Raw genomic sequence first — 25747 nt, 5'->3', positions numbered from 1 at the left:
CATTTACCGACATTGAGGTTTCTTCATGAAAAAAAGCCGTTTGTGCATCGCAGGCCTGGTCAGTGCGGCGCTGATCCTCTCCGGTTGTACCACCAATCCTTATACCGGTGAGTCCCAGGCTGGGAAATCGGGCATCGGCGCCGGACTGGGCGCCTTGCTAGGCGCCGGGGTCGGCGCACTCTCCTCATCGAAGAGCGATCGCGGTAAAGGCGCACTGATCGGCGCGGCCGCTGGGGCGGCGCTGGGGGGAGGGATTGGCTATTACATGGATGTGCAGGAAGCTAAGCTGCGTGACAAGATGCGGGGTACTGGGGTAAGCGTGACGCGCCAGGGGGATAACATCATCCTGAACATGCCGAACAATGTTACCTTCGATTCTAACAGCAGTAACCTGAAGCCCGCCGGTGCCAATACGCTGACAGGGGTCGCGATGGTGCTGAAGGAGTATCAGAAGACTGCGGTGAATGTTGTGGGCTATACCGATAGCACCGGTAGCCGCGATCTGAACATGCGTCTATCGCAGCAGCGAGCCGACAGTGTGGCCAGCGCGTTGATCACACAGGGTGTGGCGGCGGGGCGTATCCGTACCATCGGTATGGGGCCTGCGAACCCGATCGCCAGCAACAGCACCGCCGCAGGTAAGGCGCAGAACCGTCGCGTCGAGATCACCTTAAGCCCGCTGTAAATTGTGATTGATAAGCCGCTCGTAGAGGGCGGCTTATGCCCCACCTTTACGCACCAGGTAGCGGTAGGGTGCCTGGTCGGCCTCCTGTGCCAGCAGGGTGTGATCCATAAAGCGGCAGAAGCCGGGGATGTCTCGGGTCGTAGCCGGATCGTCGGCGATGATCAGTAGGGTTTCGCCCGCCGCCATATGGCGAACGGTCTTACGTACCATCATCACGGGTTCCGGGCAGCGTAGGCCTAAGGCGTCCAAGGTTTTGTCTGGGTTGGCAAAGGGATCGGTCATGCTGGGTCTCTGGCTGCGGCCGCGTTGGCGGTCATTCGTTCGGGTCCATAGTATTACGTCGTTAGTGTACCTGCCGGGCCGTGCGCTGCAAAGGGCGTTAACGTTTGCGTGAAAAATAACCGTTGCATCATGGCGTGAGCCGGGTATGATCGCCGCCGCATCCATTAGTGGATAATTATTTTTCTTGGGTTCCCTCACCCCAATAACCAAAAAGGTGACATTGATGTTTAGTTTTACCCCGCAACAGCGGTTTACAGCCTTGTGTTGGCTGTCCCTCTTTCATGTGTTAATTATCACATCAAGTAACTATTTGGTGCAGTTGCCGATTACGATTTTCGGCTTCCATACCACCTGGGGTGCATTCACCTTCCCCTTTATTTTTCTGGCGACGGATCTCACGGTGCGTATCTTCGGTGCGCCACTGGCACGGCGTATCATCCTCGCGGTGATGGTGCCAGCGTTGCTGATCTCCTACTGTGTCTCTGCGCTTTTTTTCCAGGGGCAGTGGCAAGGGTTCGCCGCCTTGGGCAGTATGAACCTGATGGTGGCGCGTATCGCGTGCGCCAGCTTTATGGCCTATGTCCTCGGCCAGATCCTGGATGTGCATGTTTTCAACCGGCTACGCCAGACTCGGGCGTGGTGGGTTGCACCGACCGCGTCGACGCTGTTTGGCAATATTAGCGATACGCTATCGTTTTTCTTTATTGCCTTCTATCACAGTAGTGATGCGTTTATGGCGACGCATTGGGTCGAGATTGCGCTGGTGGATTATACCTTCAAGCTATTGATCAGCATGGTCTTCTTCCTGCCGATGTATGGTGTCATGCTGAATATGCTGTTGAAGCGTATCGCTTTTCGCCAACAGATCTCGTTGGCATAGCTCGGCATCCATAGGGGACGTCGCTGATGGCGTCCCTGCGGCGTAATGATGTCGCCTCGTTTCACTACCTCCATTTTACGCTATGATGTTTTCTCATCCCGAGGAGAAAGCGATGACGGCGATTACTCTGCATGCGGCGACCCCGCAGGAGATCTTGGCGTTATATCGCGCCATTCCGGAGTTTAACTCACGCCATACGCTGGCGGATTTACACGCCCGTCTGGATGGACGCGAAAGCAGTTTGTTGATTGCGCGTATCGCGGGGCAGGCCGTTGGTTTTAAGATCGGCTACGCGCTGGATAGCCAGACCGTTTATAGTTGGCTCGGTGGCGTGTTGCCTGCGTGGCGACGGGCTGGCGTCGCACAATCTCTCTTGCAGGCGCAGCAACAGTGGGCGATACAGCACGGTTATCGGCGCATCGAGGTCAAGACGCGTAATGGTTTTCCTGCGATGCTGATGATGTTGATCAAGAATGGTTACAGCATCATCCAATTGCAACCACAGGGGGCGGTGGCTGACTATCGTCTGCGATTGGCCAAAGCGTTGTGTTTGGATGCGGCGTAACATTCGGTTACTTGCTTTTTATTCCGCGATCGGGTGCGATGTGGAATCAGACCTTCGGACAACATAAGGAATTTCCATGGGTAATTTAGTGAAGTTGATCGGCGTCGGGCTATTGGTTACCGGGCTGGCCGCCTGTGATGGCAACTCCACCACCGAGGCTAGCGCGCCAGCGCAGGGGGCGAGTGCGACGCAGCCCAGCGTACCTGCGGGGGCTAAGGTGAGCCTGCTGGATGGCAAGATTAGCTTTACGCTGCCGGCCGGATTGAGCGATCAGACCAGCAAGTTGGGTTCACAGACCAATAATATGTCGGTGTATGCCAATAAGACCGGCCAACAGGCGGTGATCGTCATTCTGGCACCGATGCCGAAGGATAGCCTGAATACCCTGTCATCTCGCCTGATCGACCAGCAGAAGTCGCGTGATGCTAGCTTGCAGCTGGTCTCATCGGAAGCCGTGACGCTGGGCGGTAAGTCGGTGGAGAAGGTGGTGAGCATGCAGCAGGCTAATGGCCATGCTGTCTACTCCAGCATCATCCTGGCACAGATCGGCGATCAACTGATGACCATGCAGATCTCTCTGCCGGGGGATAACCGCCAAGAGGCGGCGAATATCGCCAATGGGGTCCTTGGCACCCTCACCTTCGCGCAGTAATCCCCAATGCGCCGCTGGCGCGCCCCGCCGTGAGCTGGGGCGCGTCGACCATTTCGCGTCGTCGCCGAGACGGCTTATTCACTCGTCATCAATACCCCATCGACCATGCGTTGTTGCAGACGATTCCCGTTGGCATCCTGGGCGTTCAGGGTGGCGTTCACCCCCGGACGAAACGGTGTCGTGGCACGCAGTGGCGCATGTAGCGACAGTTGCAGGTTAACGTCGCCTTGGAGCGGCAGAGAAGGCCAGCCCCATGCATTCAACTGATTCGCTGGCACGCCGCGTCCATCGAGGGTCAGGTTCAACCGATCATCGCGGCGATTTAAACTCACGTTTGCCTCTAGCAACCCTTTCTGAGAGATGGCGCTGAGATCGTCGATGCGGATCCCTTGCTCGTCGGCTTGGAGGGTGAAGGATGGCCGCCGCAGATCGACCTTGTTGAAGGTCGCCTCGCTGGCATTGAATTGCATTTGTCCATGCCAGATCCCCCAACGATGCTGACGAGCCAGTGTTACTTGATTGCCAAATCCATCCAATGCGGTCATCTGGAAGGGAAACTCGGGATTGACGTCGACCAGCAGCGTGCGGCTGAGTGAGAAGTGATCCAGGGTAATCGTCGCCAACCAATTGGGCAGTGGGCGTAGCCACAGTTCGCGCCAGTTCGTCGGCAGGCTGTATTCTAATCCGACAATTGCCAGGTCGTTCAGTGCCAGCGCTCCCGTATCGCGACGCCAGGATCCGCTGGTACGCAATAACGCATTATCCCAACGGGTGCTGAATTGGCGAACGCTAATCCCTTGTGGCGTCAGGTCGGCATCGAACAGCGGCTCGCTCAGGTGGATACCGCCTAGCACAATGTCACGGGCGTTGAAGGCCAAGGTACCTTGTCGGCTATGCCAGTCGCCACGAGTCAGTGAGACGTGGGAAAGGCTCGCATCGAGTCCACTCAGCGCCCAACCGTTACCCTCCAGATTCGCACCTAATAGCTCCAAACGTTGAAGCGTTAGCGGTGGTAAGCGTTTTAACGTCTGTAAGAACGGACGCAAGGTTTGCGGGCTCTGCCAGTGGATCTGGCTGAGGCGTATCGACTCGATGTTCCAGGTGCCATCGGCGAGACGCTGCGCTTGGGCGGTCATTTGGCCGTTGGCGAGGTCGGCTCCCAGATTGGTGAGCCACAGCTGGCGATCGCGGTACTCACCTTGGATTAGGACATTCTGTGCCGGAATTTCGCCGATACGCAAGGTGGCGGCGCTAAACTGGAAGGCGACATGCGGGGAGCCAGATTGCAGAGGGACAATACCGCCATCAACTCCCGTCGCTTGGAGCGGCCAATCACTCTGCGGCCAGTCGAGGCGCATGTCCTGTAGCTGTAGGGTGTTGGCACTGATGGGGAGGGCTGGCAGGCCCGTAGCGGTTAGCCGAAGCGTACCCTGGCTCAGGCGAATGGCGCTGAAATGACGTGGTGCACTGAACTGTTGTCCACCGAAGGTCAGGGTAACGGCTGCTGCGTGCAGTTCGCTGGGCTGCCCGGCGCGCGCCAAGCTGAAGTCCGTCAGTTGCAGTGCCCTGGGACGGCGGATGTCGTGATGTACCCCGCCTAAGGTGATGCGGTAGCGGGTATGGTCGTTGACCCAGGCGCTGATCTGGCGGGCGCCCCACTGGCTTTGCAACACGAAATAGGCTGCAACCGACATCAGCAACAACAGTGCGATGAGGGTCAAGAGTAGTTTCCCGACAACTTTCATGGCGATCCGTCCTTTCAGTAACCCGCAGAGTCAGACCCTGCCTATGAACCCGCCGCGCCCTCAATATCGCCTCGTCGCTGTCTGCCCGTACCCGATAGGGGCAGGCGAGCGAATCCAGACGAGGCCGCGGAGGCGGGATATCTTCTAGTTTATGCCGTAATTGCGCTGGAGGCTCAAGAGGGAGCGTTCCGAAAGGAGAGGGCGGGCCAGGGCAGCCCGCCGAGAATGCGATTAGCGGGCTGTTTCCTGTGGGAAGATCAGGTTCAGTACGATGGCGGTGATGCCGCCAGCCGCGATACCGGAGGCCAGCAGTGTCTTCAGCCATTGTGGTGCGAATTGCAGGATTTCCGGCTGCTGGGATACCCCGAGTCCAACGGCCAGTGACAGGGCCATGATCATGATGGCGCGGCGGTTGAGCGGTTCACGCGAGACGATACGTACGCCTGAGGCGGCGATGGTGCCGAACATGACGATGGTCGCACCACCGAGTACCGGCTCGGGAATGTGTTGGACAAAGCCGGCTACCGCCGGGAATAGCCCCAGCAGGATCAACATCAGCGCTACCACAAAGCCCACCTTACGGCTGGCGACCCCCGTCAGTTGGATCACGCCGTTATTCTGGCCGAAGCAGGAGTTGGGGAAGGTGTTGAAGACGGCGGAGAGCATCGAGTTGAGACCATTCGCCAGTACCCCTCCCTTTAGTCGCTTCATATACAGCGGCCCGGACACCGGCTGCTCCGAGACATCCGAGGTGGCCGTGATGTCGCCGATGGTTTCCAGCGAGGTCACCATAAACACCAGCATCAGCGGGATTAGCAGGTTCCAGTCGATGCCCAGGCCATAATACAGCGGCGTCGGCACGGTGATCAGTGGTGCAGTGTTCGGCTCGGCTGCCGATGAGGGCAACATGTCCAGCGCCCAGGCTAGGGCGTAGCCGACGGTCATGGCGATCACCAATGAGGCGACGCGCAGATAGGGGTTACGCTGGCGGTTGAGCAGGATGATCACCAGCAGTACCGCCCCGGCCAGCAACAGATTGCGCGGCGCGCCGAAGCTGTGATCGTTCATCGCGGCGTAACCGCCGCCGATGGAGATGAGGCCGACTTGAATCAGCGATAGACCGATGATCATCACCACGATGCCGGAGACCAGTGGCGTGATGATGCGGCGCGCCAGATGCAGGAAGCGGGACAGGATGATCTCGGTACAGGAGGCCAGCATTAGGGTACCAAACAGCGTCGCCATCATGGTCGGAATATCCGCGCCACCCGTTTTCAAGGCCATGCCCCCCATGATCAACGGGGTGACAAAGTTAAAGCTGGTGCCCTGAATCGACAATAACCCCGAACCGACCGGGCCCCAGGTCTTGATTTGTAGCAGCGAGGCTAATCCCGAGGCGAAGAGCGACATGCTGATAATGTGCTGCGTATCCTGGGCCGGTAGGCCGAGTGCCTGGCAGATCAGTAGTGCGGGGGTGATCACGGCGACAAACATCGCCAGCAGATGCTGGCAGGCGGCAAACAGGGTTTGCGCCAATGGCGGACGATCATCCAGGCGATAAATCAGTTCGCTGGTCGTGGCCGGAGCTGTGTGTGACGGGCGTGCAGGGTTGAGCTCTGTGGTATGTGTGGTCATGAGTACGGCATCCAGGATCGACAATGGGCGCATTTTAATGATCTAGCGCACAAAAGCAAACGTTTGCGTATGGGCGCGTGCTCTTTTTTTCGCGCTTTTGCCTACATCAGTTTTTTTCTCTAAAAACTTGCTGCACCATAACCTTTACCTTTACATTGGTGGATTCCAAAACTGTACTAAGAAGGTGTGTTTATATAACTTTCTGAAATATAAAAACTATATGGAGTACCTGAATGTATCATATGGACATTTACGGCACGTTGGTTGCCGCGACGCTGGTGTTATTGCTGGGGCGTCAGATGGTGCAAAAAATACCATTACTCACCAAATACACTATCCCCGAACCGGTGGCCGGCGGTCTGCTGGTCGCCTTGGCCCTGCTCGTTTTGAAGAAGAGTGTCGGATTCGAAATCGACTTTGATATGTCGCTGAAGGATCCATTGATGTTGGCCTTCTTCGCTACGATCGGTTTGAACGCTAACCTGGCGAGCCTACGGGCGGGTGGCAAAGCCCTCAGCATCTTCCTGTTTGTCGTGGTTGGTTTGCTGATCGTGCAGAATGCGATCGGTATCAGCATGGCGAAGCTGTTAGGGCTGGATCCGTTGATGGGGTTACTGGCCGGCTCGATCACTCTCTCTGGCGGTCACGGCACCGGAGCGGCCTGGAGTAAGCTATTTATTGAACGCTACGGCTTCCAGAATGCCACCGAAGTCGCGATGGCTTGCGCCACCTTCGGCCTGGTGCTCGGGGGATTGATCGGTGGCCCGGTAGCGCGTTATCTGGTTCAGCGCTCCTCGACCCCGGATGGGGCTCCGGATGACAACGCCGTACCCAGCGCCTTTGAGAAGCCGCAGAGTGGGCGAATGATCACCTCACTGGTGCTGATTGAGACCCTGGCCCTGATCGTCATCTGCCTGACGGTTGGTCAGTTGATTGCCGGTTGGCTGCGTGGCTCTGCACTGGAGCTGCCAACCTTCGTTTGCGTGCTGTTCGTCGGGGTTATCCTGAGTAATACCCTGTCTAAGATCGGTTTTTATCAAGTCTTCGAACGCGCCGTTTCGGTACTGGGTAACGTCAGCCTCTCTCTGTTCCTGGCGATGGCGCTGATGAGCCTCAAGCTGTGGGAGTTGGCTTCACTGGCGTTGCCGATGTTGGCCATCTTGGCCGTACAGACGTTGGTGATGGCGTTGTATGCCATCTTCGTCACCTATCGGGTGATGGGCAAGAATTACGATGCGGCGGTATTGGCGGCGGGGCACTGTGGTTTTGGCCTGGGGGCAACCCCAACGGCTATTGCCAACATGCAGGCGATCACCGAGCGCTTTGGCCCTTCTCACCTGGCCTTCTTGGTGGTACCGATGGTGGGGGCTTTCTTTATCGATATCGCCAACGCCATCATCATCAAGCTGTATTTGATGCTGCCATTGTTCGCTCAGGTGCTTGGCTAAGCCGAGGCGGGCGATTAGGCGTTAGAGTAGCGATCGCCCGCCGGTAGCCAGCGTTCGATCAGTGCCTGCGCATGTTGTGGGTAGGCGCTGTGTAGATGGCGCGCGATGCGTTGCACCTCGGGGATCAGCGCCTGGTCGCGCAGCAGATCGGCGACGCGGAATTCGGCGTTGCCGGTCTGGCGGGTGCCCAAGAGCTCGCCGGGTCCCCGGATCTCGAGATCGCGTTGGGCGATCACGAAGCCATCATTGCTGTCACGTAGTACCTGGAGCCGTTGCTGCGCCGTCTGGCTCAGCGGCGCCTTGTATAGTAAGACGCAATGGGAGGCGACTGCGCCGCGTCCGACGCGTCCACGCAGTTGGTGAAGCTGGGCTAGCCCCAAACGCTCGGGGTTCTCGATGATCATCAGGCTGGCGTTAGGTACGTCGACGCCGACCTCGATCACCGTGGTGGCAACCAGTAGATCGATCTCTCCCGCTTTGAATCGTGCCATTACCTGTTGTTTGTCTGCCGCTTTCATCCGCCCATGCACCAGGGCGATGCGCAGCTCAGGTAACTGTTGGCTTAGGGCCTCAGCGGTTGCCTCTGCCGCCTGCGCCTCCAATACCTCCGACTCTTCGATCAGGGTACATACCCAGTAGGCTTGGCGCTTCTCCGTCAGGCAGGCATGACGCACGCGCTCCAGGATCTGTTCTCGCCGGGTGTCGGCGATGGCGACGGTGGTGACCGGCGTCCGTCCTGGCGGTAACTCGTCGATCACCGAGGTATCTAAATCGGCGTAGGCGGTCATCGCCAGTGTGCGTGGGATCGGAGTAGCGGTCATGATCAATTGATGGGGGTGAAAGCCCTGCGCCTGGCCCTTCTCCCATAATGCGAGACGTTGATGCACACCGAAGCGGTGCTGTTCGTCGATGATCACCAGCGCGAGATCGGCGAATTGCACCTGCTCTTGAAACAGAGCATGGGTACCGACAACCATGTCTACCTCGCCGGCGGCGATAGCGGCCATTTGCGTCTGGCGCGCCTTACCTTTCTGCTTGCCAGCCAGCCAACCCACGCGTAGCCCCAGCGGCTCGAACCAGTGACGAAAGTTAGCGGCGTGTTGCTCGGCCAACAGCTCGGTGGGGGCCATGAGTGCCACTTGATGGCCATTGGCGATGGCGCGTAGCGCCGCCAGAGCAGCGACCAGCGTCTTACCGCAGCCGACGTCGCCCTGTACCAGGCGCATCATGGGCACGCTCTTGGCCATATCGGTCTCGATATCGGCCAACACACGCCATTGTGCGGCTGTCGGCGTGAACGGCAGTGCCGCCAGTAGGCGTTGCTTGAGGTTATCGTTGGCGCCGAGTGCGAGGGCATGCTGGCGTTGATTACCCGCGCGTACCGCCAGCATACTGAGGTGGTGCGCCAATAACTCCTCCAGGATCAACCGTCGCTGTGCTGGATGGCGGCCCTGGGCGAGATCCTCCAGACGGATATCGGCTGGTGGGCGGTGAAGGGTATGTAACGCCTCGGGTAGGCTGATCAGCCCCTGCCCTAGGGATTCGGGCAGCAGCTCGGGGATCGGCGTGATGTCGAGCAGCGCCAATGCCTGATCGCTCAGCTTGCGCAGTGTCGCCTGGCGTACGCCTTCGGTCGTGGGGTAGACCGGTGTCAGGGCGGCTTGCAACTCGATGGGGGCATCGTCGCCTTGGATACGGTATTCGGGGTGGATGATTTCACCACCATGGTGACCGCGCTTGATCTCACCGTAGGCCAGTACCCGCTTGCCGGGAGCCAGGCTATTTTTCATCGCGGCACTGAAGTTGAAGAAGCGTAGGGTCAGCAGACCGCTGCCATCGCTGATCTGACTGGTCAGCATGCGGCGGCGACCAAAGGCGACGTCGGTACGTAGCACCTCCCCCTCTATCGTGACCACTTGGCCCGGCTGGAGTTCGCCGATGCGGTAGAGGCGCGTACGGTCCTCATAGCGCAACGGGAGATGTAGCAGTAGATCCTGTATGGTGACCAGCCCGAGTTTGGCCAGCTTACCCGCCTGACTGGCACCTACGCCGGAGAGCGAGGTCAGCGGGACGGCGTCGAGCAGGCGGCCCTGCATGTTAGCTCCTGGCAGCCTGCATAGCGTCCCACCAAGCCTGCGGGGCCTCAATCTGCCCGTCGTCGCCGATGTGGGGACGCGTCAACCCTTTACGGCGCGCGACGCTGGCCAGAACGGGGTAGCCACCTTCCCATAATAGGCGTTGTTGCTCCTCGTCGCTCAGACGCGGTTGATGGTGTTGGTACATGCCAGCCTGCTGGCGTTGGCGCTGTGCCTCATACAGGATGAGGGCGCTCGCTACGGAGACGTTGAGCGACTGCACCATGCCGACCATCGGAATGATGATATCGCGATCGGCCAGTTGCAGCGCCTCGGCGCTGATACCGCGCTTCTCTTGCCCCATCAGGATACAGGTAGGGCGCGTGTAGTCGATCTCGCGGAAGTCGACCGCCGTTGCCGACAGGTTGGTCGCCAGGATCTGCATCCCCTGGCCTTTGAGTTCGCTGACGGCAGAGGCGATGTCGCGATGGGTTTTGACACTGACCCAACTGTTGCTGCCGGCGGCGGTGGAGACCAGGGTACGCATACTCTTACCCGGCCACACGGCGTGGACCTGATGAACGCCGACGGCGTCAGCGGTACGGATCACGGCGGAGACGTTATGCGGTTTGTGCACCTGCTCCATGCAGACGGTCAGATCGGGCTGACGTGCCGCCATCATCTGACAGATCCGGGCATAGCGTTGTGGGGTCATGGCGATTAGTTTCTGTTTCGGGTGACTTTAATCACATCCGGCATGATGCGGATTTTGCGCATGATATTGGCCAGATGCACGCGATCACGAGTAGTCAGGCGAATATACACCGAGTAGACGCGGCCGTCTTTCTCTTCGGTGTTCATACTCTGAATATTGGAGGCCGTGGCATTGATCGCCGCCGTCAGGTTGGCCAGCGCCCCCTGATGGTTGAACATGTCGACCTTAATCTCGGCAATAAATTCCTGATCGATCGCCTTGTCCCACTCTACCGGCATAAATTTCTCCGGCTCCTTCTGGTAGCCGCGAATATTACGACAGGATTCGTGGTGGATCACCAACCCCTTGCCAGGGCTGACGTGGGCGACGATCGGGTCGCCGGGGATCGGGCGGCAGCACTTGGCGAAGGTGAGCAACACCCCATCGGCGCCTTTGATCGGCAGGTTGCGCCCGCCTGGTGGGGTATCCTGCTCGCCGAGCAGATTGCGTGCTACCACGACACTCATGGCGTTACCCAGGCCGATCTCCGCCAGCAGATCGTCCAACGATTGGAGCTTCATCCGATCCAATTCACGCTGGATATTCTGTGGTGGAATAGTCGCCAGTTTACGTCCATTGCCCAGTGCATGGGTCAGCAGACGGCGCCCCAGGCTGACGGAGTCGTCGCGCTTGAGGTTTTTCAGCATCTGGCGGATTTTGGCCCGCGCCTTGGAGCTGACCACGAAGTTCAGCCAGGCGGCGTTGGGACGCGCGCCCGGTGCGGTGATGATCTCGATGGTCTGGCCGCTGTTTAGGGCCTGAGAGAGCGGATAGGGTTGGCGATCGACGCGCGCGCCGACACAGGCGTGGCCGATATCGGTATGGACCGCATAGGCGAAGTCGACCGGTGTCGCCCCGGCGGGGAGTTCGACGATGCGTCCTTCCGGGGTAAAAACATAGATTTCGTCGGGGAAGAGATCCGATTTCACGCTCTCGATAAATTCGAAGGAGCTACCGGCGCTCTGTTGTAGCTCCAGCAGACTCTGCATCCAACGCTGGGCGCGAATTTGGGCGGTGGTGCTCGACTCGCCCTCTTTGTAGGCCCAGTGTGCGGCAACCCCCATCTCGGCCATTTGATCCATGTCTTCGGTACGGATCTGTACCTCGACCGGAACACCGTGCGGCCCGATCAGAGAGGTATGCAGCGATTGATAGCCGTTGGCCTTGGGGATGGCGATGTAGTCTTTCACCCGACCAGGACGGGGTTTGTACAGGCTATGCACCTGTCCGAGCACCCGATAGCAGGTATCCACATCCTTGACGATCACGCGGAAGGCGTAGATATCCATGATGGAGTGAAAACGCTGCTCTTTGAGATGCATCTTGCGATAGATAGAGTAGAGGTGTTTCTCACGCCCGTTGACCTGGCAGACGATCCCTGCCTCACTCAGCCGCCCGTCGATCTCCGCCAGGATTTTCTGGATCATCTCCTTGCGGTTGCCCCGCGCCGCTTTGACCACCTCTTTGATCACGCGAAAGCGATTGGGGTACAGGGCCTCAAAGCCTAGCTCCTCTAATTCCGTTTTCAGATGATGGATGCCCAGGCGATGGGCTAGCGGGCTATAGATCTCTAGGGTTTCGCGTGCGATGCGGCGTCGTTTGTCCGGGCGCAGCGACCCGAGGGTGCGCATATTGTGGGTACGGTCGGCCAGCTTGATCAGAATGACGCGGATGTCTTGCACCATCGCCATGATCATCTTGCGGAAGTTCTCCGCTTGGGCCTCTTTCTTATCGCGGAATTTCAGTTTATCGAGCTTGGATACCCCTTCCACCAGTTCGGCGACACTCTTGCCGAACAGCTGTTCCATGTCTTGGTAGGTGGCGGGGGTATCTTCGATGACGTCGTGTAACAGGGCGGCCATCAGCGTCTCGTAGTCGAGACGCATTTCAGCCAGGATGCAGGCCACTGCGACCGGGTGGGTAATGTAGGGCTCACCACTGGAGCGTGTCTGCCCCTCGTGCGCATCGCGCGCGACCAGATAGGCCTGCTTCAGGCGTTTGATCTGCTCTTCTGGCAGGTATTTTTGAATCAGAAGATTCAGGCTTTCAAACAGATACAAAGGCTGCCCTTGAGGTTAATTAACGACGACCTTCCGCAATGGCGGTGACGGCTTGCAGCTCGGCGGCTTCCTGCTCCTGCTGCTCCTGACGCTCACGCACGTCCAGGATCTGGTTGTTGATCAGACCTTCTTCGATCTCGCGCAGGGCGATAACGGTGGTCTTATCGTTCTCTTCCGGAACCAGCGGCTCTTTGCCGCCCGTCTGCATCTGGCGCGCGCGACGAGCAGCGACCAACACCAGGTCAAAACGGTTACCAATTTTCTCTACAGCGTCTTGAACAGTTACGCGTGCCATAAATGTGCTACTCCACAGGTGAAGAAATGACTGGGCATGATACTGAAACTAGGCTCAGTCTGCCAATAATTTGCTGATTAAAGCATCATGACGCAACTGCTGACGCTCGCGGCGCAGGCGTTCGGCGCGAATGATGGTGCGCAGATCCTGGAGCGCGACGTCGAAGTCGTCGTTGATGATGAGATAGTCGTACTCGCTATAGTGCGACATTTCGCTAACGGCTTTAGCCATACGTCCGGCGATGACCTCATCGCTGTCCTGACCGCGCCCATGTAGGCGGCGAGCCAGTTCCTCGCGTGACGGCGGCAGGATGAAGATACTGCGGGCCTGCGGCATCTTATTGCGCACCTGGCGGGCGCCCTGCCAGTCGATATCGAGGAAAACATCGATGCCTTGCGCCAGGACCTTTTCTATCGCCTGACGCGAGGTGCCATAGTAGTTGCCGAAGACTTCCGCGTGCTCCAGGAAATCGTCGCGAGCGATCATCGCCTGGAACTCGTCCACAGAGACAAAGTAGTAATGCTCACCGTGCTGTTCGCCCGGACGGCTGGCGCGCGTGGTGTGCGAAACGGAAACCCGGGAGTCATAGGCTGGCTGCGTCTTCAGCAGGGCCTGGATCAGGCTGGATTTGCCAGCGCCGCTCGGCGCGGAAACGATATAGAGCGTACCTTGTACCATGTGTGTGTCTTGTCAGCGTGTAAAAGAGCGAAATATAGCAAGATATCCGCTCATTATACACGGCTATGGTGACGGTTGCAGCGCTCTCGTTGCCTGGGTATGGCGATTTCGCCGTACGAACTATTCGCGTTCTGGTTGCTTATAGTCGAATACGGGCAGGCTCAGGTGGAAGCGTAACGCCAGTAGACGTGCGCTAAAGCCGACCACCAGGGTGATGATCACCGTGAGATCCTGCGGCACTTGCAGATAGAGCAGACCCAGGTAGAGCCAGGCGGCGGCGAAGGAGATACCGGCATACAGTTCCTTCTGAAACACGAGGGGGATCTGGTTGCAGAATAGGTCACGTAACACGCCACCGAATACCCCGGTGATCACGGCGGCGATTACCGCGATGATCGGGCCATGTCCCATCTCTAAGGCGACCTGGGCGCCGATGATGGAGAAGACCATCAGTCCGACGGCGTCTAATAGCAGGAACAAACGGCGTAGGTGTGACATCAGTGGCGCTACCCAGGTGGTCAGTACGGCGGCGCAGGCGACGATCACGATGTTTTCCGGATGCTTGACCCAGCTCAGCGGGTAATGGCCTAACAACATATCACGTACCGAGCCGCCCCCGATGGCCGTCGCCGAGGCGATGATGATCACGCCGAAGGTATCCATCTGGCGGCGTCCCGCCGCTAATGCGCCGGTCATCGCCTCGGCAGTAATACCAATAATATAGAGAATGCTCAGTAACATAATGACTCTGCTCGTCCGTACAGCCAGGGAAACGGGAGAAAGTAGGCAGAATAGTGAGCCGAGACATTCTGTGCGACTGAGTTTTTCTAAGGGTTTTTAATTTCAATTAGTTTTAGTAATGCTAATCAGCTTGATTGCTGGTGTTTCCAGCCATTTTTACCTTACTTACGGATTAGATTTTATATTGAAATATATCCCTTTTGCCCCCGTTTCTCACGCCAGCCAAAAGGTCCAGCGAGCCTGAAGCCACTTCAGTGGCGTCGCGTGAGTGACGCTTTGTGCGATCACCTGCCAGGCACGATCGGCGTAGATCGGTGTGGCCGTTGATGTCAGGTGACACTGGCGGATCCCGCTGAAGCGAGGTGGGCGCGGTTTGGCCGGTTGTGTCGTTTGCGGTGCGTTGATGCTAGCCGCAACCCCCGACTCGTTGAGTAGTGCGCTGGGTTTGACCAGTACGATATCTGCCGGCAGGTTAGGCAGCATTTGCTGTAGGACGCGTACCGTGGTGGGGTGTGGGTGACCTATCGCGATGGCCGATCCGTTGCGTCGTGCCAGTTGTATCGCACGATTGAGTTGCGCCCGGATGGCGCTTTCGTTCTGCGCGTCGTCGAGGAAGACCTTACGCTTGATCACCTTTACGCCAGTACCCTGGGCGGCGTTGCTCACCTGGCTGTGCGCGATGGTGACGCTATCGAGGAAATAAAGGAAGTGGTATTGCTCCAACGCGCGCATCACCTTCTGCATGCCGGCCAGGTTGGAGGTCATGGCGCTACCCATATGGTTATTCATGCCGACGGCATAGGGGACGTTATCGACCGCCTGGCGGATGATGCGTTGGATCTCCGCCTCGCTCATGGTGGGTTGTAGCGTGTTGCGCTCTAAGGGCTGTTTACTGAGTGGTGCCATGGGCAGGTGGATCAGGATTTCACGTCCTTGGGCATGGGCGCGCAGCGCCATCTCGCGGGCGTGAGGGGCATTGGGTAGCACGGCGATGGTGATGGGTAACGGCAGTGCCAATACCTGCTTTTCTTCATGCGGACGGTAGCCGAAATCATCGATGACGATGGCGAGTTTACCGGCCTGCGCCGGTGCGGCCAACGCGCTGCACAGCAGCGCGAGTGAAGTCAGTCGGATCAGTGAGCGCAAGGCCTATTCCTTCTCTGCTATAGGCGTATTGGCGGGCGTTAACGCCCTAACCATGGCCGCGGGTTAACCGCCTGCCCCTGGCGGCGGATCTCAAAGTAAAGGGCCGACTGCCCCTGCCCGCCGCTATCGCCGACCAGCGCAATCGGCTGCCCGGCCTTGACCTGTGCACCGACGTTAACCAGCGCACTCTGATTGTAGCCGTATAGGCTCATGTCGCCTTTGCCATGCTCGATTACCACGACCAGGCCATAACCCTGTAACCAATCGGCCAACAGTACACGGCCATCGGCGATGGCGTGGACCTCGCTGCCCTCTGGGGCGGCGATAACCATTCCCTTCCAACGCAGCTCGCCCTGTAGCGGCTCGCCGAAGCCATGGATGACGCGGCCTCGTACTGGCCAGATAGCCTGGCCGGCCGGCCGTCCCAGACCGCCGGTACGCGCCAATAGCGCGCGCTCACTCTCGCTGGGTTTATAGGTCGTGCCCTTCTTCTTGGCTTGGGCCTCTTTGGCTTTCATCTCGGCACGTACACGTGCGGCCTCACGCGCCTCACGCTCGGCGCGTGCGCGTGCTTCGCGTTCGGCACGTGCGATCTTGTCGCGTAGGCGAGCCTCGTTCTGGCGCAATTCGTCCAGCTGTTGCTGATCCTTGGCTAGCGAGCTCTCCAGCGCGCTCAGCGTCTTCTGGCGGCTGGCACGCGCCTGCTGCAACAGTTGCTGCGCCTCCTGCTGGGTGGTCAATACCGCTTTCTGCTTGATCTTGGCGCTTTCCAGCTCACGCTTCTGCTGGCTGAGATCGGTGCGAGTCTCTTGCAGGGCGGCGATATTCTGCTGGCGGGCGGTGTTGAGGTAGCCAAAGTAGGCGAGTAGGCGTTCGCTGCGCTGACTTTCTTCACCGTTGAGCAATACCTGCATACCGGTGTGCTTGCCGAGGCGGAACGCGATGTCGAGCTGCCGTGCCAAGAGCTCGCTCTGACCGTTTTCTTTGCTTTGTAGCTTACGGATGGAGGCATTGAGCGCGGTGATGCGCTGATCCAGCTTGCTAAGCTCGGCCTGGGTATCGTGCAAGGCACGACCTGCCTGGGCTATCTGCTTTTCTTGGGCTTTGAGTTGATCTTGCAAGGCGGCGCGTTGTTGCTGCTGCTGTTTGACACTCTTCTCTTTGGCCGCGATATCTTGCTGGATAGATTGCAGTTGCTGCTTGTTGCTGTCCGCCGCTAAAGCTGCGGTGGGGAACAGTGTGCTGCCGGCGAAGAGGACGCCGGCACAGACCATGGACAGGCGCGAGAGACGACAACGCACCTGCGCCGCCAGTGTGGTGGCGCAGGTGTCATTCCCGGCGGACGGCACGACGTCCAGGCGAGTTATGCAAAACAGATCGTTTCCCCTCATGGGGATCGATTATTTCACGATGAACAGCGGCTTGCCAGTCATCTCTGCCGGGACATTCATGCCCATCAGGGTCAGCATCGTCGGCGCGATATCAGACAGCTTGCCCCCTTCGACCGCTTCAGCCTGTTTACCGATATAGATCAACGGGACAGGTAGGTTCGTGTGGGCGGTGTACGGCTGGCCGCTTTGCGGGTCACGCATCAGTTCGGCGTTGCCGTGGTCGGCCGTGATTAACAGCTGGCCCTCGGCCTTCTGTACCGCTTCGACAACCTGACCGATGCAGGCATCCAGCGCTTCTACGGCCTTCACCGCGGCATCGTAGACACCGGTATGGCCGACCATGTCGCCGTTCGGATAGTTACAGATAATGGTGTCGTACTGACCGCTACCGATAGCGGCAACCAGTTTCTCGGTCAGCTCGGCGGAGCTCATCTCCGGCTGTAGATCGTAGGTTGCCACTTTCGGGGAGTTGATCAGAATGCGAGATTCGCCTTCGAAGGGCGTCTCGACACCACCGTTATAGAAGAAGGTGACGTGCGCGTATTTTTCGGTTTCGGAGATACGCAGCTGGGTCTTGTTGTGCTTCATCAACCACTCGCCCAGCGTGTTGGTCAGTGAGGCAGGCGGGTAAGCGCACTCGCTCTGAATGTCGGCGGCGTACTCGGTCAGCATGACGAAGCTGCCCAGCTGTACGGTCTTGTGACGGGCAAAGCCATCGAAGTCGGCATTCACGAAGGCACGGGTGATTTCGCGCGCACGGTCGGCACGGAAGTTCATGAAAATCAGTGCATCACCGTCTTGCATCGCGGCATCGGCTTGGCCAGCGGCGCGGATTACGGTCGGCTTGACGAACTCATCATTTTCGCCACGAGCGTAGGCGGCCTGCAGGCCATCGATGGCGTTATCGGCCTGGAACTCACCCTTGGCTTCGCTCAGCAGGTCATAGGCCAGTTCGACGCGATCCCAACGGTTGTCGCGGTCCATGGCGTAGTAACGCCCGACCAGCGAGGCGATGCGACCCTTACCCAGGACGGCAAAGCGATCGGTGAATCGTTTCAGTGTTGATTCCGCACTACGCGGCGGGGTATCGCGACCGTCGAGGAAGGCGTGCAGATAGATCGCTTCGGCGCCACGCTGTGCGGCCAGCTCGACCATCGCCATGATGTGATCTTCGTGGCTGTGTACGCCGCCCGGAGACATCAGGCCCATGATATGTACTGCTTTACCTGCGGCGACGGCATTATCAACGGCGCGCGTCAGCACCGCATTGTTGAAGAAATCACCTTCTTTGATCTCTTTGTCTAAGCGAGTCAGGTCCTGGTACACGATACGACCAGCCCCGAGGTTGACGTGACCAACTTCGGAGTTACCCATCTGGCCATCCGGCAGACCGACATCGAGGCCGGAGGCTGAGATCAGCGTATGCGGATATTCGGCCCACAGACGGTTCATCACCGGACGCTTAGCATTCAGGATCGCGTTATCCTGCTGATCTTCACGGTAACCGTAGCCGTCAAGGATCACCAGAACCATCGGTTTTTTGGCGTTCGACATTACAACAACCTCATATGTTGATAAGTTCAAGAGTGAATAGCCGTGCACACACGGTGCAATTGCCCCTGCGGTGCCGATGAAGGTGAGGCGCCACAGGCGATGGTGAGACTCGCCCCAATATACACGGCTATTCCGTCGTGAATTAGCGTAATTTTACTACAATCCGTTGCCGCTTGGCTGTAGAAAAATCAAGAGAGCCCCTTTTGTGTCCTATCACGCCGCGAGGAGGGCAAGCGGTGAGGGGGAAATTTTCGCGCCAGGCCGCAGTTTCAGCGCCCGGCGCGTGCTAATCGGCTGTATTTGGAGCGAGGCGAAGGTATACTCTGTTCCCTTGATTTAGCCCTTTAACCGATTCGGGAGTAGTAACCCCCCATGCAAATGCAAGAGATTATGCAATTCGTCACGGCCCACCCTGTGCTGAGCGTGGCGTGGATTGTGCTGTTTGTTGCGGTTGTCGTCATGACGATAAAAAGCCGTTTCTCTAAGGTGAAAGATATCAGTCGCGGCCAGGCGACCCAACTGATCAACAAAGAGGACGCCGTCGTCGTCGATACCCGGACGCGTGACGAGTACCGCAAGGGGCACATCGCCAACTCCGTAAACCTGACGCCGAGCGAACTGAAGAGTGGCAGCTTTGGTGAGTTGGAGAAGCATAAGGCGCAGCCGGTGATCGTCGTGTGCGCCAATGGCATGACCTCTCGTCAATCCGGGGAGCATCTGGTTAACGCGGGTTTCGCCCAGGTATTTTCTCTGAAAGATGGTATTGCTGGCTGGCAGGGCGATAATCTGCCGTTAGCCCGCGGAAAATAAGCTGATATTGACTGAGGAGTCATCATGGCCAAGATTGAGATTTATACCAAAGCGACCTGTCCGTTCTGCTTACGCGCCAAGGCGCTGTTGACGGCTAAAGGGGCTGGGTTTGATGAAATCGCCATCGACGCGCATCCCGAGAAGCGTGAAGAGATGATTGCGCGCAGTGGCCGCACCACCGTGCCGCAGATCTTTATCGACGGGCGCCACATCGGCGGCTGTGATGACCTGCACGCATTAGATGCCCGGGGTGAGCTTGACCCACTGCTGTAACTGGCGTCGATGTTTAATCGGGATTAACCCATTAGTTAAAGATTAGGAAGCAACCATGTCTGAACAAAACAACACCGAAATGTCTTTCCAGATCCAGCGTATCTATACCAAAGACATCTCCTTTGAAGCGCCGAACGCACCGGCGATCTTCCAGAAAGAGTGGCAGCCGGAGGTAAAACTGGATCTGGACACGGCGTCCAGCCAACTGGCCGAAGGCGTCTTCGAAGTCGTTCTGCGCGTCACGGTGACGGCTTCCATGGGCGAAGAGACGGCATTCCTGTGTGAAGTTCAGCAGGCGGGTATCTTTACCATCTCGGGTATCGAAGGAACTCAGATGGCGCACTGCCTGGGCGCTTACTGCCCGAACATCCTGTTCCCGTATGCGCGTGAGTGCATCACCAACCTGGTCGCACGTGGCACCTTCCCGCAATTGAACTTGGCGCCGGTGAACTTTGACGCTCTGTTCATGAACTATCTGCAGCAGCAGGCCGGCGAAGAGCCGACTCAGGAAGCGTAATGACGACGCCCGCCGCTTCCATGGTGGTCATCGGTGCCGGCTCCTATGGCACCGCGTTGGCCATTACCTTAGCCCGTAACGGGCATCCGGTGGTGTTGTGGGGTCACGATCCGGCGCACATCGCGGCGCTGGAGGCGGCACGCTGCAACCAGGCCTTCTTACCGGATGTGCGTTTCCCCGACAGCTTGGCGTTAGAGACCGATCTGGCACAGGCATTGGCCGCGAGCCGTGATGTATTGGTGGTGGTACCGAGCCATGTCTTTGGCGATGTGTTGCGTCAGCTTCGTCCTCATCTGCGTCCGGATGCACGTCTGGTTTGGGCGACGAAGGGGTTGGAGGCGGAGACCGGGCGTTTGTTGCAAGACGTGGCTCGCGAAGCGTTAGGGCCGGATATCCCGTTAGCGGTGATCTCCGGGCCTACCTTTGCCAAGGAGTTGGCCGCCGGGATGCCGACGGCGATTGCCGTCGCCTCGCAAGATATGGCCTTCGCTGAGGATTTACAGCACCTGTTGCATTGCGGTAAGAGCTTTCGCGTCTACCTGAATCCCGATTTTATCGGGGTGCAACTGGGGGGGGCGGTGAAGAACGTCATCGCCATCGGTGCCGGGATGTCGGATGGTATCGGCTTTGGTGCCAATGCGCGTACCGCGCTGATTACGCGTGGTCTGGTCGAGATGAGTCGGCTGGGCGTTGCGCTCGGCGCCGATCCTGCCACCTTCATGGGGATGGCCGGGCTGGGTGACTTGGTATTGACCTGTACCGACAATCAGTCGCGTAACCGCCGCTTCGGTATCATGCTGGGGCAGGGGATGGGCGTCGAGGAGGCGCAGGCGCAGATCGGCCAGGTGGTCGAGGGGTATCGCAATACCAAAGAGGTGATGTCGCTGGCACAGCGCCATGGCGTCGAGATGCCGATCACCGAGCAGATCTACCAAGTGTTGTACTGTCATAAGAACGTCCGTGAGGCCGCCCTCTCGTTGTTAGGGCGCGCCAGTAAGGACGAAAACGCCCGCTGAGCGCCGTTTAGGTATCCGCCGTATCGGCGGATACCGCATCCTTTCATCCTAGGGGTGTGAATCAGGTCGGGATTATCGCTATCCTCTTCTTGACCGCGCGCGCCCCTGTCTGATTAATTAATAACGTAATTCATTATCCGATCCTCTCCATTTCCCTCTCCTGTGAGTGTCTGGCGTCGGCGGTCGCTGCCATGTGGCCGCATGCGTTCCATTACCTGGAGGACGGGGGATAGCACGAGGATCGCTTTGTAAGGCCGGGGTATCGCCGGCAACGAGGAGGGGAGCATAAACATGTCGACAGAAGAATTGGCGCTCATCTGGCATAACATCAAGATGGAGGCGCGCGGGCTGGCGGAGTGTGAGCCGATGTTAGCCAGCTTTTTCCATGCCACGTTACTGAAGCATGAGAATCTGTCTGGCGCGTTGAGCTACATCCTGGCGAATAAGCTGGCCGATCCGATCATGCCGGCGATCGCCATTCGAGAGGTGGCGGAGGAGGCTTATCGTGCCGATCCTTGCATGGTGGACTATGCCGCGCGCGATATCCTGGCGGTGCGGCAACGCGACCCGGCTGTCGATAAATACTCCACCCCCTTGTTATACCTGAAGGGGTTCCATGCGCTACAGGCGTATCGTATCGGTCATTGGTTATGGCGCCAGGAGCGACGAGCCTTGGCCATTTATTTACAGAATCAAATCTCTGTGGCGTTCGGCGTGGATATTCACCCGGCGGCCCGTATCGGCTGTGGCATCATGCTGGATCATGCCACCGGTATCGTCATCGGTGAGACGGCGGTGGTGGAGAACGATGTGTCGATCTTGCAGTCGGTTACCCTGGGGGGGACGGGCAAGGAGTGTGGCGATCGCCATCCTAAGATCCGTGAGGGGGTGATGATCGGTGCCGGCGCTAAGATCTTAGGTAATATCGAGGTAGGCCGTGGTGCCAAGATCGGTGCGGGTTCGGTCGTGTTGCATGCGGTGCCGGAGCACACGACGGTGGCTGGCGTGCCGGCGCGCATTGTCGGTCGACCGGAGAGCGACAAACCCTCGATGGATATGGATCAGCGCTTCAATGGTAATAGCCACGGCTTCGAGGATGGCAGCGGTATTTAAGCGTGTCTTAGGCGCGCCGGATCGGATAGCGAGGGCGGTCAGTGACCGCCCTTGGCATTACTCGCGCAGTAGGGCACCGGCATAGCCAAGTTGACGCCAAGCCTCGTAGACCACGACGGAGACGGCATTAGACAGGTTCATGCTGCGGCTGCTGGCCAGCATGGGAATACGGATCTTTTGCTGCGCCGGCAGGTTGTCCAAGATCGTGGCGGGCAATCCACGTGTTTCCGGACCGAACAAGAGATAATCGCCAGCCTGGTAGCTGACCGCGCTGTGAGCGGGAGTACCCTTGGTTGTCAGGGCAAACAGGCGTTGTGGACATTCGCTGGCGAGAAAGGTCGCATAGTCGTGATGGCGGCGGATGTCGGCGAACTCATGGTAATCCAGGCCGGCGCGGCGCAGTCGCTTGTCGTCCCAGGTGAAGCCCAGCGGCTCGATCAGGTGGAGATGGAAGCCCGTGTTGGCACATAGGCGGATGATATTACCGGTATTGGGTGGAATTTCAGGTTCGAAGAGTACGATGTTCAGCATTGGCGCCCCCAGAGTTCAGGGGGCGCAGTATAACGCAGAGTGTTAGGCTTTGCCCACGCCGCTACGACTGGAGAGGGGTAGCCAGAGCGTCAGACGTAGCCCACCTAATGGACTATCTTCGGCCCTAACCCAGCCGTGATGCTGCTCGACCACGGTAGAGACAATGGCCAGTCCCAGCCCGGTACCACCGGATTCGCGATCACGCGCCTCATCGGTACGGTAGAAGGGGCGGAAGATTTGCTCACGATCCTGTGGGGCAACGCCGGGGCCATCGTCATCCACATGGATAGTGATCCCTTGTTTGTCACAGCTGAAATGGATCACGATGTGGCTATTGGAGTAGCGCAGCGCGTTACGCACGATATTCTCGAATGCGCTATCCAGTGCCGCATGGCTGCCAAACAATGGCCATGGGCCGGGAGGCGTTGGTACCTCCAGTTTTTTACCGCGTTGCTCTGCTTCGAAGCGGGCATTGTCTAGAACATCGGACCATAGTTCATCGGCACGCAATGGTTCGCGATCCAATTCGGTCTTGTGCTGGTTGCGCGATAGGGCTAACAGATCGTTGATCATGCTATCTAGGCGCTGAGCCTCGGTCTCGATGCGCGCCAGCTCGCTGTATTCACCATGGCGTCGCCGCATCAGGGCGGTGGCCAATTGCAGGCGGGTCAGCGGCGTGCGCAGCTCGTGCGAGATGTCGGAGATCAGGCGCTGTTGCGCCTTAACCATTCCTTCAAGTGCACTCACCATCTGGTTGAAGCTGACGCCGGTCGCCAAGAACTCCTGGGGTCCAGACTCCAGTTCAGGATGCTGGCGCAGATTGCCGCTGGCAACTTCATCGGCCGCCATCTTCAGCTTGCGGGCTGGGCTCGCCAGACTCCAGGCTAACCACAGCAACAGCGGCGAACTGATCAGCATAGTGACCAGCAATAGCAGTAACGGACGGTCGAAGAGCAGATTGACGAAGTCAGATTGCGGGCTATTGGCCGGGCGTAGCAGATATAGCTGGTAGTTATCCTCGCCATCACGGATGGGGAAGGGGCCGAGGATCTCGACACGACCATATTTTTTCTTCTTCGGATGATCGGCGTTATCGGATTGGCCGATGAAGTTACGCACGATCTGCATCTCGTTGCGTTGGGCTCCGATCACACGCCCCTCGCTAGTCACCAGCAGCAGGCGTTGGCCCGGCGGTGACCATTTATCGATAGCGCGGAATAGTCGACGCCACCACAGTAGGTCGTTGGGAGGATCGACGGCCAATTCGGCTTCGACATGCTGCTCCAGCATGATGCCCTGGCGCCGTTCACTGTCCAGCAGGCTGGTGATCTGGCGCGAGTCGAGCTTGGGGAGCATCAGCACCACCATCAACACCAGGGCCAGCGTCAGCCAGAAAATGGCAAAAATACGCGCCGTTAGGCTATTGATCATGAAACGGATACCATCAGATAGCCGCGTCCGCGCAGCGTTTTAAACCATGGCTGACCGTCCTGGCGCTCCGGAAGTTTGCGGCGAAGGTTAGAGATATGCATGTCGATGGCGCGATCGAAGGGCGTTAGCCGCTTACCTAAAACTTCTTGGCTGAGATGTTCGCGCGAGACGACCTGCCCCAAATGCTGCGCTAACAGGTATAGCAGGGTGAACTCGGTACCGGTGAGCTCCAGTGGCTGGCCATCGAAACTGGCTTCTTGGCGCCCAGGATTCAGTTGTAAGCGGTCGACCTGAAGGATCGGTGCTCCATTATCGCCGTTTTGCTGCTGTTCGTTCCAGCTGGAGCGGCGCAGGATAGCGCGGATACGTGCTACTAACTCCCTATCGTTGAACGGCTTAGGAAGATAGTCGTCGGCGCCTAATTCCAATCCGAGGACACGGTCGAGTTCACTGCCGCGGGCGGTGAGCATAATGACCGGGGTCTGATGATGTTGACGCAACTCTTTTAAGGTATCGATACCGTTTTTCTTCGGCATCATGACATCCAGCAGTAGTAAGTCGATGCTGGCGTCCAGCATGGCTAAGGCCTGCTCACCATCGTGAGCGACGATAACTTCAAATCCTTCAAGATCAAGCAGTTCCTGAAGAAGCGACGTCAGTTCGCGATCGTCATCAACCAGTAAAATCTTATTCATTGGGTGTTACCTCCTGACGCAAAATACGATATCAAATGCCGCTAATCCATGACTTTACTTAGTTTTACATCCCCTGACGCATGTTTTCAGCTGCGCGGGTAGACTGCACTACATCGAATCAATGAGCGAGCCGGTACATAGGAGTGAGAGATGCAAAAGACTGCAACCCTGACCATGGCCGCTTTGCTTACGCTGACCAGCGTCGCTGTCTCTGCCAATGAGGGTGAGCAGATTAGCCGTTGGCATCAGGGCAGCGACATGATGCAACAGAGTATGGACCATAACCATATGTTTGATGGTGTGAGTCTGACAGAGCATCAACGCCAGCAAATGCGGGATTTGATGCAGACGGCGCGCCACGGTTTTTCGAGCGTGAATCTGCATGATATCGAAGCCATGCATCGCCTGATGACCGCAGAAAAGTTTGATGCCAGCGCGGTGAGAGCGTTGGCAGAGAAGATGGCACAGGAGAGTGTTGATCGCCAGGTTGAAATGGCTCGTATCCGTAACCTGATGTTTAACCTCCTGACGCCGGAACAGAAGGCCCAGTTAAATGCACGTTATCAGCAGAGAATCGCCGGTTGGCAGCAGCAGATAGCGTACATGCAGAATACTTCTGCCCAGAAGTAGTGTACGACCGAGTAGCACCCTGTTTTTCCTTGCCATAGACACCATCCCTGTCTTCCCCCACATGATGTGGGGGTTTTTTTTATCTCTTGTTTATCCTTCTTCCCTCATCGATCGCTGAGGTATTGATCATCGTTCGTCACCATGG

The 25747-nt window shown here is 58.0% G+C and carries 26 protein-coding genes; 11 read left to right on the top strand and 15 right to left on the bottom strand.

Features of this window, described 5'->3' with window-relative positions; genetic code table 11:
- Nucleotides 1–25: 25 nt before the first annotated feature.
- Nucleotides 26–685 (top strand): OmpA family lipoprotein, encoded by a 660-nt coding sequence (locus ACEQFP_RS05870; protein ID WP_370547121.1) that lies wholly within the window; start codon nt 26–28, stop codon nt 683–685.
- Between the two features lie 33 nt (nt 686–718).
- On the opposite strand, the gene tusA is transcribed toward ACEQFP_RS05870, so the two are convergent.
- Nucleotides 719–967 (bottom strand): sulfurtransferase TusA, encoded by a 249-nt coding sequence (gene tusA / locus ACEQFP_RS05865; protein WP_005291062.1) that lies wholly within the window; start codon nt 965–967, stop codon nt 719–721.
- 223 nt (nt 968–1190) lie between these two features.
- On the opposite strand from tusA, the gene ACEQFP_RS05860 reads away from it, so the two are divergent.
- From ACEQFP_RS05860 to ACEQFP_RS05850, 3 genes are all read left to right on the top strand, one after another.
- Nucleotides 1191–1847 carry a 7-cyano-7-deazaguanine/7-aminomethyl-7-deazaguanine transporter gene (locus ACEQFP_RS05860; RefSeq protein ID WP_005291057.1) on the top strand — a complete coding sequence of 219 codons (657 nt, stop codon included), beginning with the start codon at nt 1191–1193 and terminating at the stop codon, nt 1845–1847.
- Between the two features lie 112 nt (nt 1848–1959).
- Nucleotides 1960–2412 (top strand): GNAT family N-acetyltransferase, encoded by a 453-nt coding sequence (locus ACEQFP_RS05855; RefSeq protein ID WP_047058945.1) that lies wholly within the window; start codon nt 1960–1962, stop codon nt 2410–2412.
- Nucleotides 2413–2488: 76 nt separating this feature from the next.
- A complete protein-coding gene (locus ACEQFP_RS05850; protein ID WP_035596274.1) occupies nt 2489–3064 on the top strand; it encodes a DcrB family lipoprotein in 576 nt (191 codons plus the stop codon).
- A 74-nt stretch (nt 3065–3138) separates the two neighbouring features.
- Here ACEQFP_RS05850 and ACEQFP_RS05845 read toward each other — a convergent pair whose 3' ends face one another.
- Together ACEQFP_RS05845 and ACEQFP_RS05840 are read right to left on the bottom strand one after the other, a co-directional pair.
- A complete protein-coding gene (locus tag ACEQFP_RS05845; RefSeq protein WP_370547122.1) occupies nt 3139–4809 on the bottom strand; it encodes an AsmA family protein in 1671 nt (556 codons plus the stop codon).
- A gap of 231 nt (nt 4810–5040) precedes the next feature.
- Nucleotides 5041–6444 (bottom strand): NCS2 family protein, encoded by a 1404-nt coding sequence (locus ACEQFP_RS05840; protein WP_205439078.1) that lies wholly within the window; start codon nt 6442–6444, stop codon nt 5041–5043.
- A 233-nt stretch (nt 6445–6677) separates the two neighbouring features.
- Between ACEQFP_RS05840 and gltS the strand changes: the two genes are divergently transcribed.
- Nucleotides 6678–7892, top strand: coding sequence for a sodium/glutamate symporter (gltS, locus tag ACEQFP_RS05835; protein WP_005291042.1), 1215 nt, complete (start codon nt 6678–6680; stop codon nt 7890–7892).
- 14 nt (nt 7893–7906) lie between these two features.
- Here gltS and recG read toward each other — a convergent pair whose 3' ends face one another.
- From recG to gpmM, 9 genes are all read right to left on the bottom strand, one after another.
- Nucleotides 7907–9988, bottom strand: coding sequence for an ATP-dependent DNA helicase RecG (gene recG, locus ACEQFP_RS05830; protein ID WP_035596268.1), 2082 nt, complete (start codon nt 9986–9988; stop codon nt 7907–7909).
- A gap of 1 nt (nt 9989) precedes the next feature.
- Nucleotides 9990–10682: a tRNA (guanosine(18)-2'-O)-methyltransferase TrmH gene (gene trmH / locus ACEQFP_RS05825; protein WP_005295651.1), complete on the bottom strand. Its 693-nt coding sequence runs from the start codon at nt 10680–10682 to the stop codon at nt 9990–9992.
- Nucleotides 10683–10687: 5 nt separating this feature from the next.
- Nucleotides 10688–12781, bottom strand: a complete 2094-nt coding sequence (gene spoT / locus ACEQFP_RS05820; RefSeq protein ID WP_005291033.1) for a bifunctional GTP diphosphokinase/guanosine-3',5'-bis pyrophosphate 3'-pyrophosphohydrolase — start codon at nt 12779–12781, stop codon at nt 10688–10690.
- 19 nt (nt 12782–12800) lie between these two features.
- Nucleotides 12801–13076: a DNA-directed RNA polymerase subunit omega gene (rpoZ, locus tag ACEQFP_RS05815; protein ID WP_005291030.1), complete on the bottom strand. Its 276-nt coding sequence runs from the start codon at nt 13074–13076 to the stop codon at nt 12801–12803.
- A gap of 54 nt (nt 13077–13130) precedes the next feature.
- Nucleotides 13131–13754 carry a guanylate kinase gene (gmk, locus tag ACEQFP_RS05810; protein WP_005291023.1) on the bottom strand — a complete coding sequence of 208 codons (624 nt, stop codon included), beginning with the start codon at nt 13752–13754 and terminating at the stop codon, nt 13131–13133.
- A gap of 120 nt (nt 13755–13874) precedes the next feature.
- Complete coding sequence (locus ACEQFP_RS05805) at nt 13875–14495, bottom strand: trimeric intracellular cation channel family protein (RefSeq protein ID WP_005291020.1); 621 nt, start codon at nt 14493–14495, stop codon at nt 13875–13877.
- A 213-nt stretch (nt 14496–14708) separates the two neighbouring features.
- Nucleotides 14709–15641 carry a divergent polysaccharide deacetylase family protein gene (locus tag ACEQFP_RS05800; RefSeq protein ID WP_068870245.1) on the bottom strand — a complete coding sequence of 311 codons (933 nt, stop codon included), beginning with the start codon at nt 15639–15641 and terminating at the stop codon, nt 14709–14711.
- Nucleotides 15642–15679: 38 nt separating this feature from the next.
- Nucleotides 15680–17032, bottom strand: coding sequence for a murein hydrolase activator EnvC (envC, locus tag ACEQFP_RS05795; RefSeq protein ID WP_005291012.1), 1353 nt, complete (start codon nt 17030–17032; stop codon nt 15680–15682).
- Between the two features lie 9 nt (nt 17033–17041).
- Nucleotides 17042–18586, bottom strand: a complete 1545-nt coding sequence (gpmM, locus tag ACEQFP_RS05790; RefSeq protein WP_370547123.1) for a 2,3-bisphosphoglycerate-independent phosphoglycerate mutase — start codon at nt 18584–18586, stop codon at nt 17042–17044.
- 378 nt (nt 18587–18964) lie between these two features.
- Here gpmM and ACEQFP_RS05785 point away from each other — a divergent pair, with 378 nt between their 5' ends.
- The 5 genes from ACEQFP_RS05785 (at nt 18965) to cysE (ending at nt 22315) form a co-directional block, all read left to right on the top strand.
- The gene (locus ACEQFP_RS05785; protein WP_035595513.1) at nt 18965–19396 is read left to right on the top strand and encodes a rhodanese-like domain-containing protein; all 432 of its coding nucleotides are present in this window, start codon (nt 18965–18967) and stop codon (nt 19394–19396) included.
- Nucleotides 19397–19420: 24 nt separating this feature from the next.
- Nucleotides 19421–19669, top strand: coding sequence for a glutaredoxin 3 (grxC, locus tag ACEQFP_RS05780; RefSeq protein WP_035596257.1), 249 nt, complete (start codon nt 19421–19423; stop codon nt 19667–19669).
- 55 nt (nt 19670–19724) lie between these two features.
- Nucleotides 19725–20186 (top strand): protein-export chaperone SecB, encoded by a 462-nt coding sequence (gene secB / locus ACEQFP_RS05775; RefSeq protein ID WP_005290999.1) that lies wholly within the window; start codon nt 19725–19727, stop codon nt 20184–20186.
- Nucleotides 20186–21202 (top strand): NAD(P)H-dependent glycerol-3-phosphate dehydrogenase, encoded by a 1017-nt coding sequence (gpsA, locus tag ACEQFP_RS05770; RefSeq protein ID WP_005290996.1) that lies wholly within the window; start codon nt 20186–20188, stop codon nt 21200–21202. Before secB ends, gpsA begins: the two co-directional genes overlap by 1 nt.
- 291 nt (nt 21203–21493) lie before the next feature.
- A complete protein-coding gene (gene cysE / locus ACEQFP_RS05765) occupies nt 21494–22315 on the top strand; it encodes a serine O-acetyltransferase (RefSeq protein WP_005290993.1) in 822 nt (273 codons plus the stop codon).
- Between the two features lie 57 nt (nt 22316–22372).
- On the opposite strand, the gene trmL is transcribed toward cysE, so the two are convergent.
- From trmL to cpxR, 3 genes are read right to left on the bottom strand one after another with little or no spacing between them, the layout of a single operon-like run.
- The gene (gene trmL, locus ACEQFP_RS05760) at nt 22373–22846 is read right to left on the bottom strand and encodes a tRNA (uridine(34)/cytosine(34)/5-carboxymethylaminomethyluridine(34)-2'-O)-methyltransferase TrmL (protein WP_005290991.1); all 474 of its coding nucleotides are present in this window, start codon (nt 22844–22846) and stop codon (nt 22373–22375) included.
- A 42-nt stretch (nt 22847–22888) separates the two neighbouring features.
- Complete coding sequence (gene cpxA, locus ACEQFP_RS05755; RefSeq protein ID WP_005290989.1) at nt 22889–24277, bottom strand: envelope stress sensor histidine kinase CpxA; 1389 nt, start codon at nt 24275–24277, stop codon at nt 22889–22891.
- Nucleotides 24274–24972: an envelope stress response regulator transcription factor CpxR gene (gene cpxR / locus ACEQFP_RS05750; protein ID WP_005290987.1), complete on the bottom strand. Its 699-nt coding sequence runs from the start codon at nt 24970–24972 to the stop codon at nt 24274–24276. Before cpxR ends, cpxA begins: the two co-directional genes overlap by 4 nt.
- A gap of 150 nt (nt 24973–25122) precedes the next feature.
- On the opposite strand from cpxR, the gene cpxP reads away from it, so the two are divergent.
- Entirely contained in the window at nt 25123–25602 is a 480-nt protein-coding gene (gene cpxP, locus ACEQFP_RS05745; protein ID WP_005290984.1) for a cell-envelope stress modulator CpxP, read from the top strand.
- The last annotated feature ends 145 nt before the right edge of the window (nt 25603–25747 follow it).

Origin of the sequence: Edwardsiella sp. A.80236 (assembly GCF_044540725.1) — a bacterium.
GTDB lineage: Bacteria > Pseudomonadota > Gammaproteobacteria > Enterobacterales > Enterobacteriaceae > Edwardsiella > Edwardsiella tarda.
Note: the sequence above shows the minus strand (reverse complement) of the source record. Positions and strands in the feature narration are given on the sequence as shown.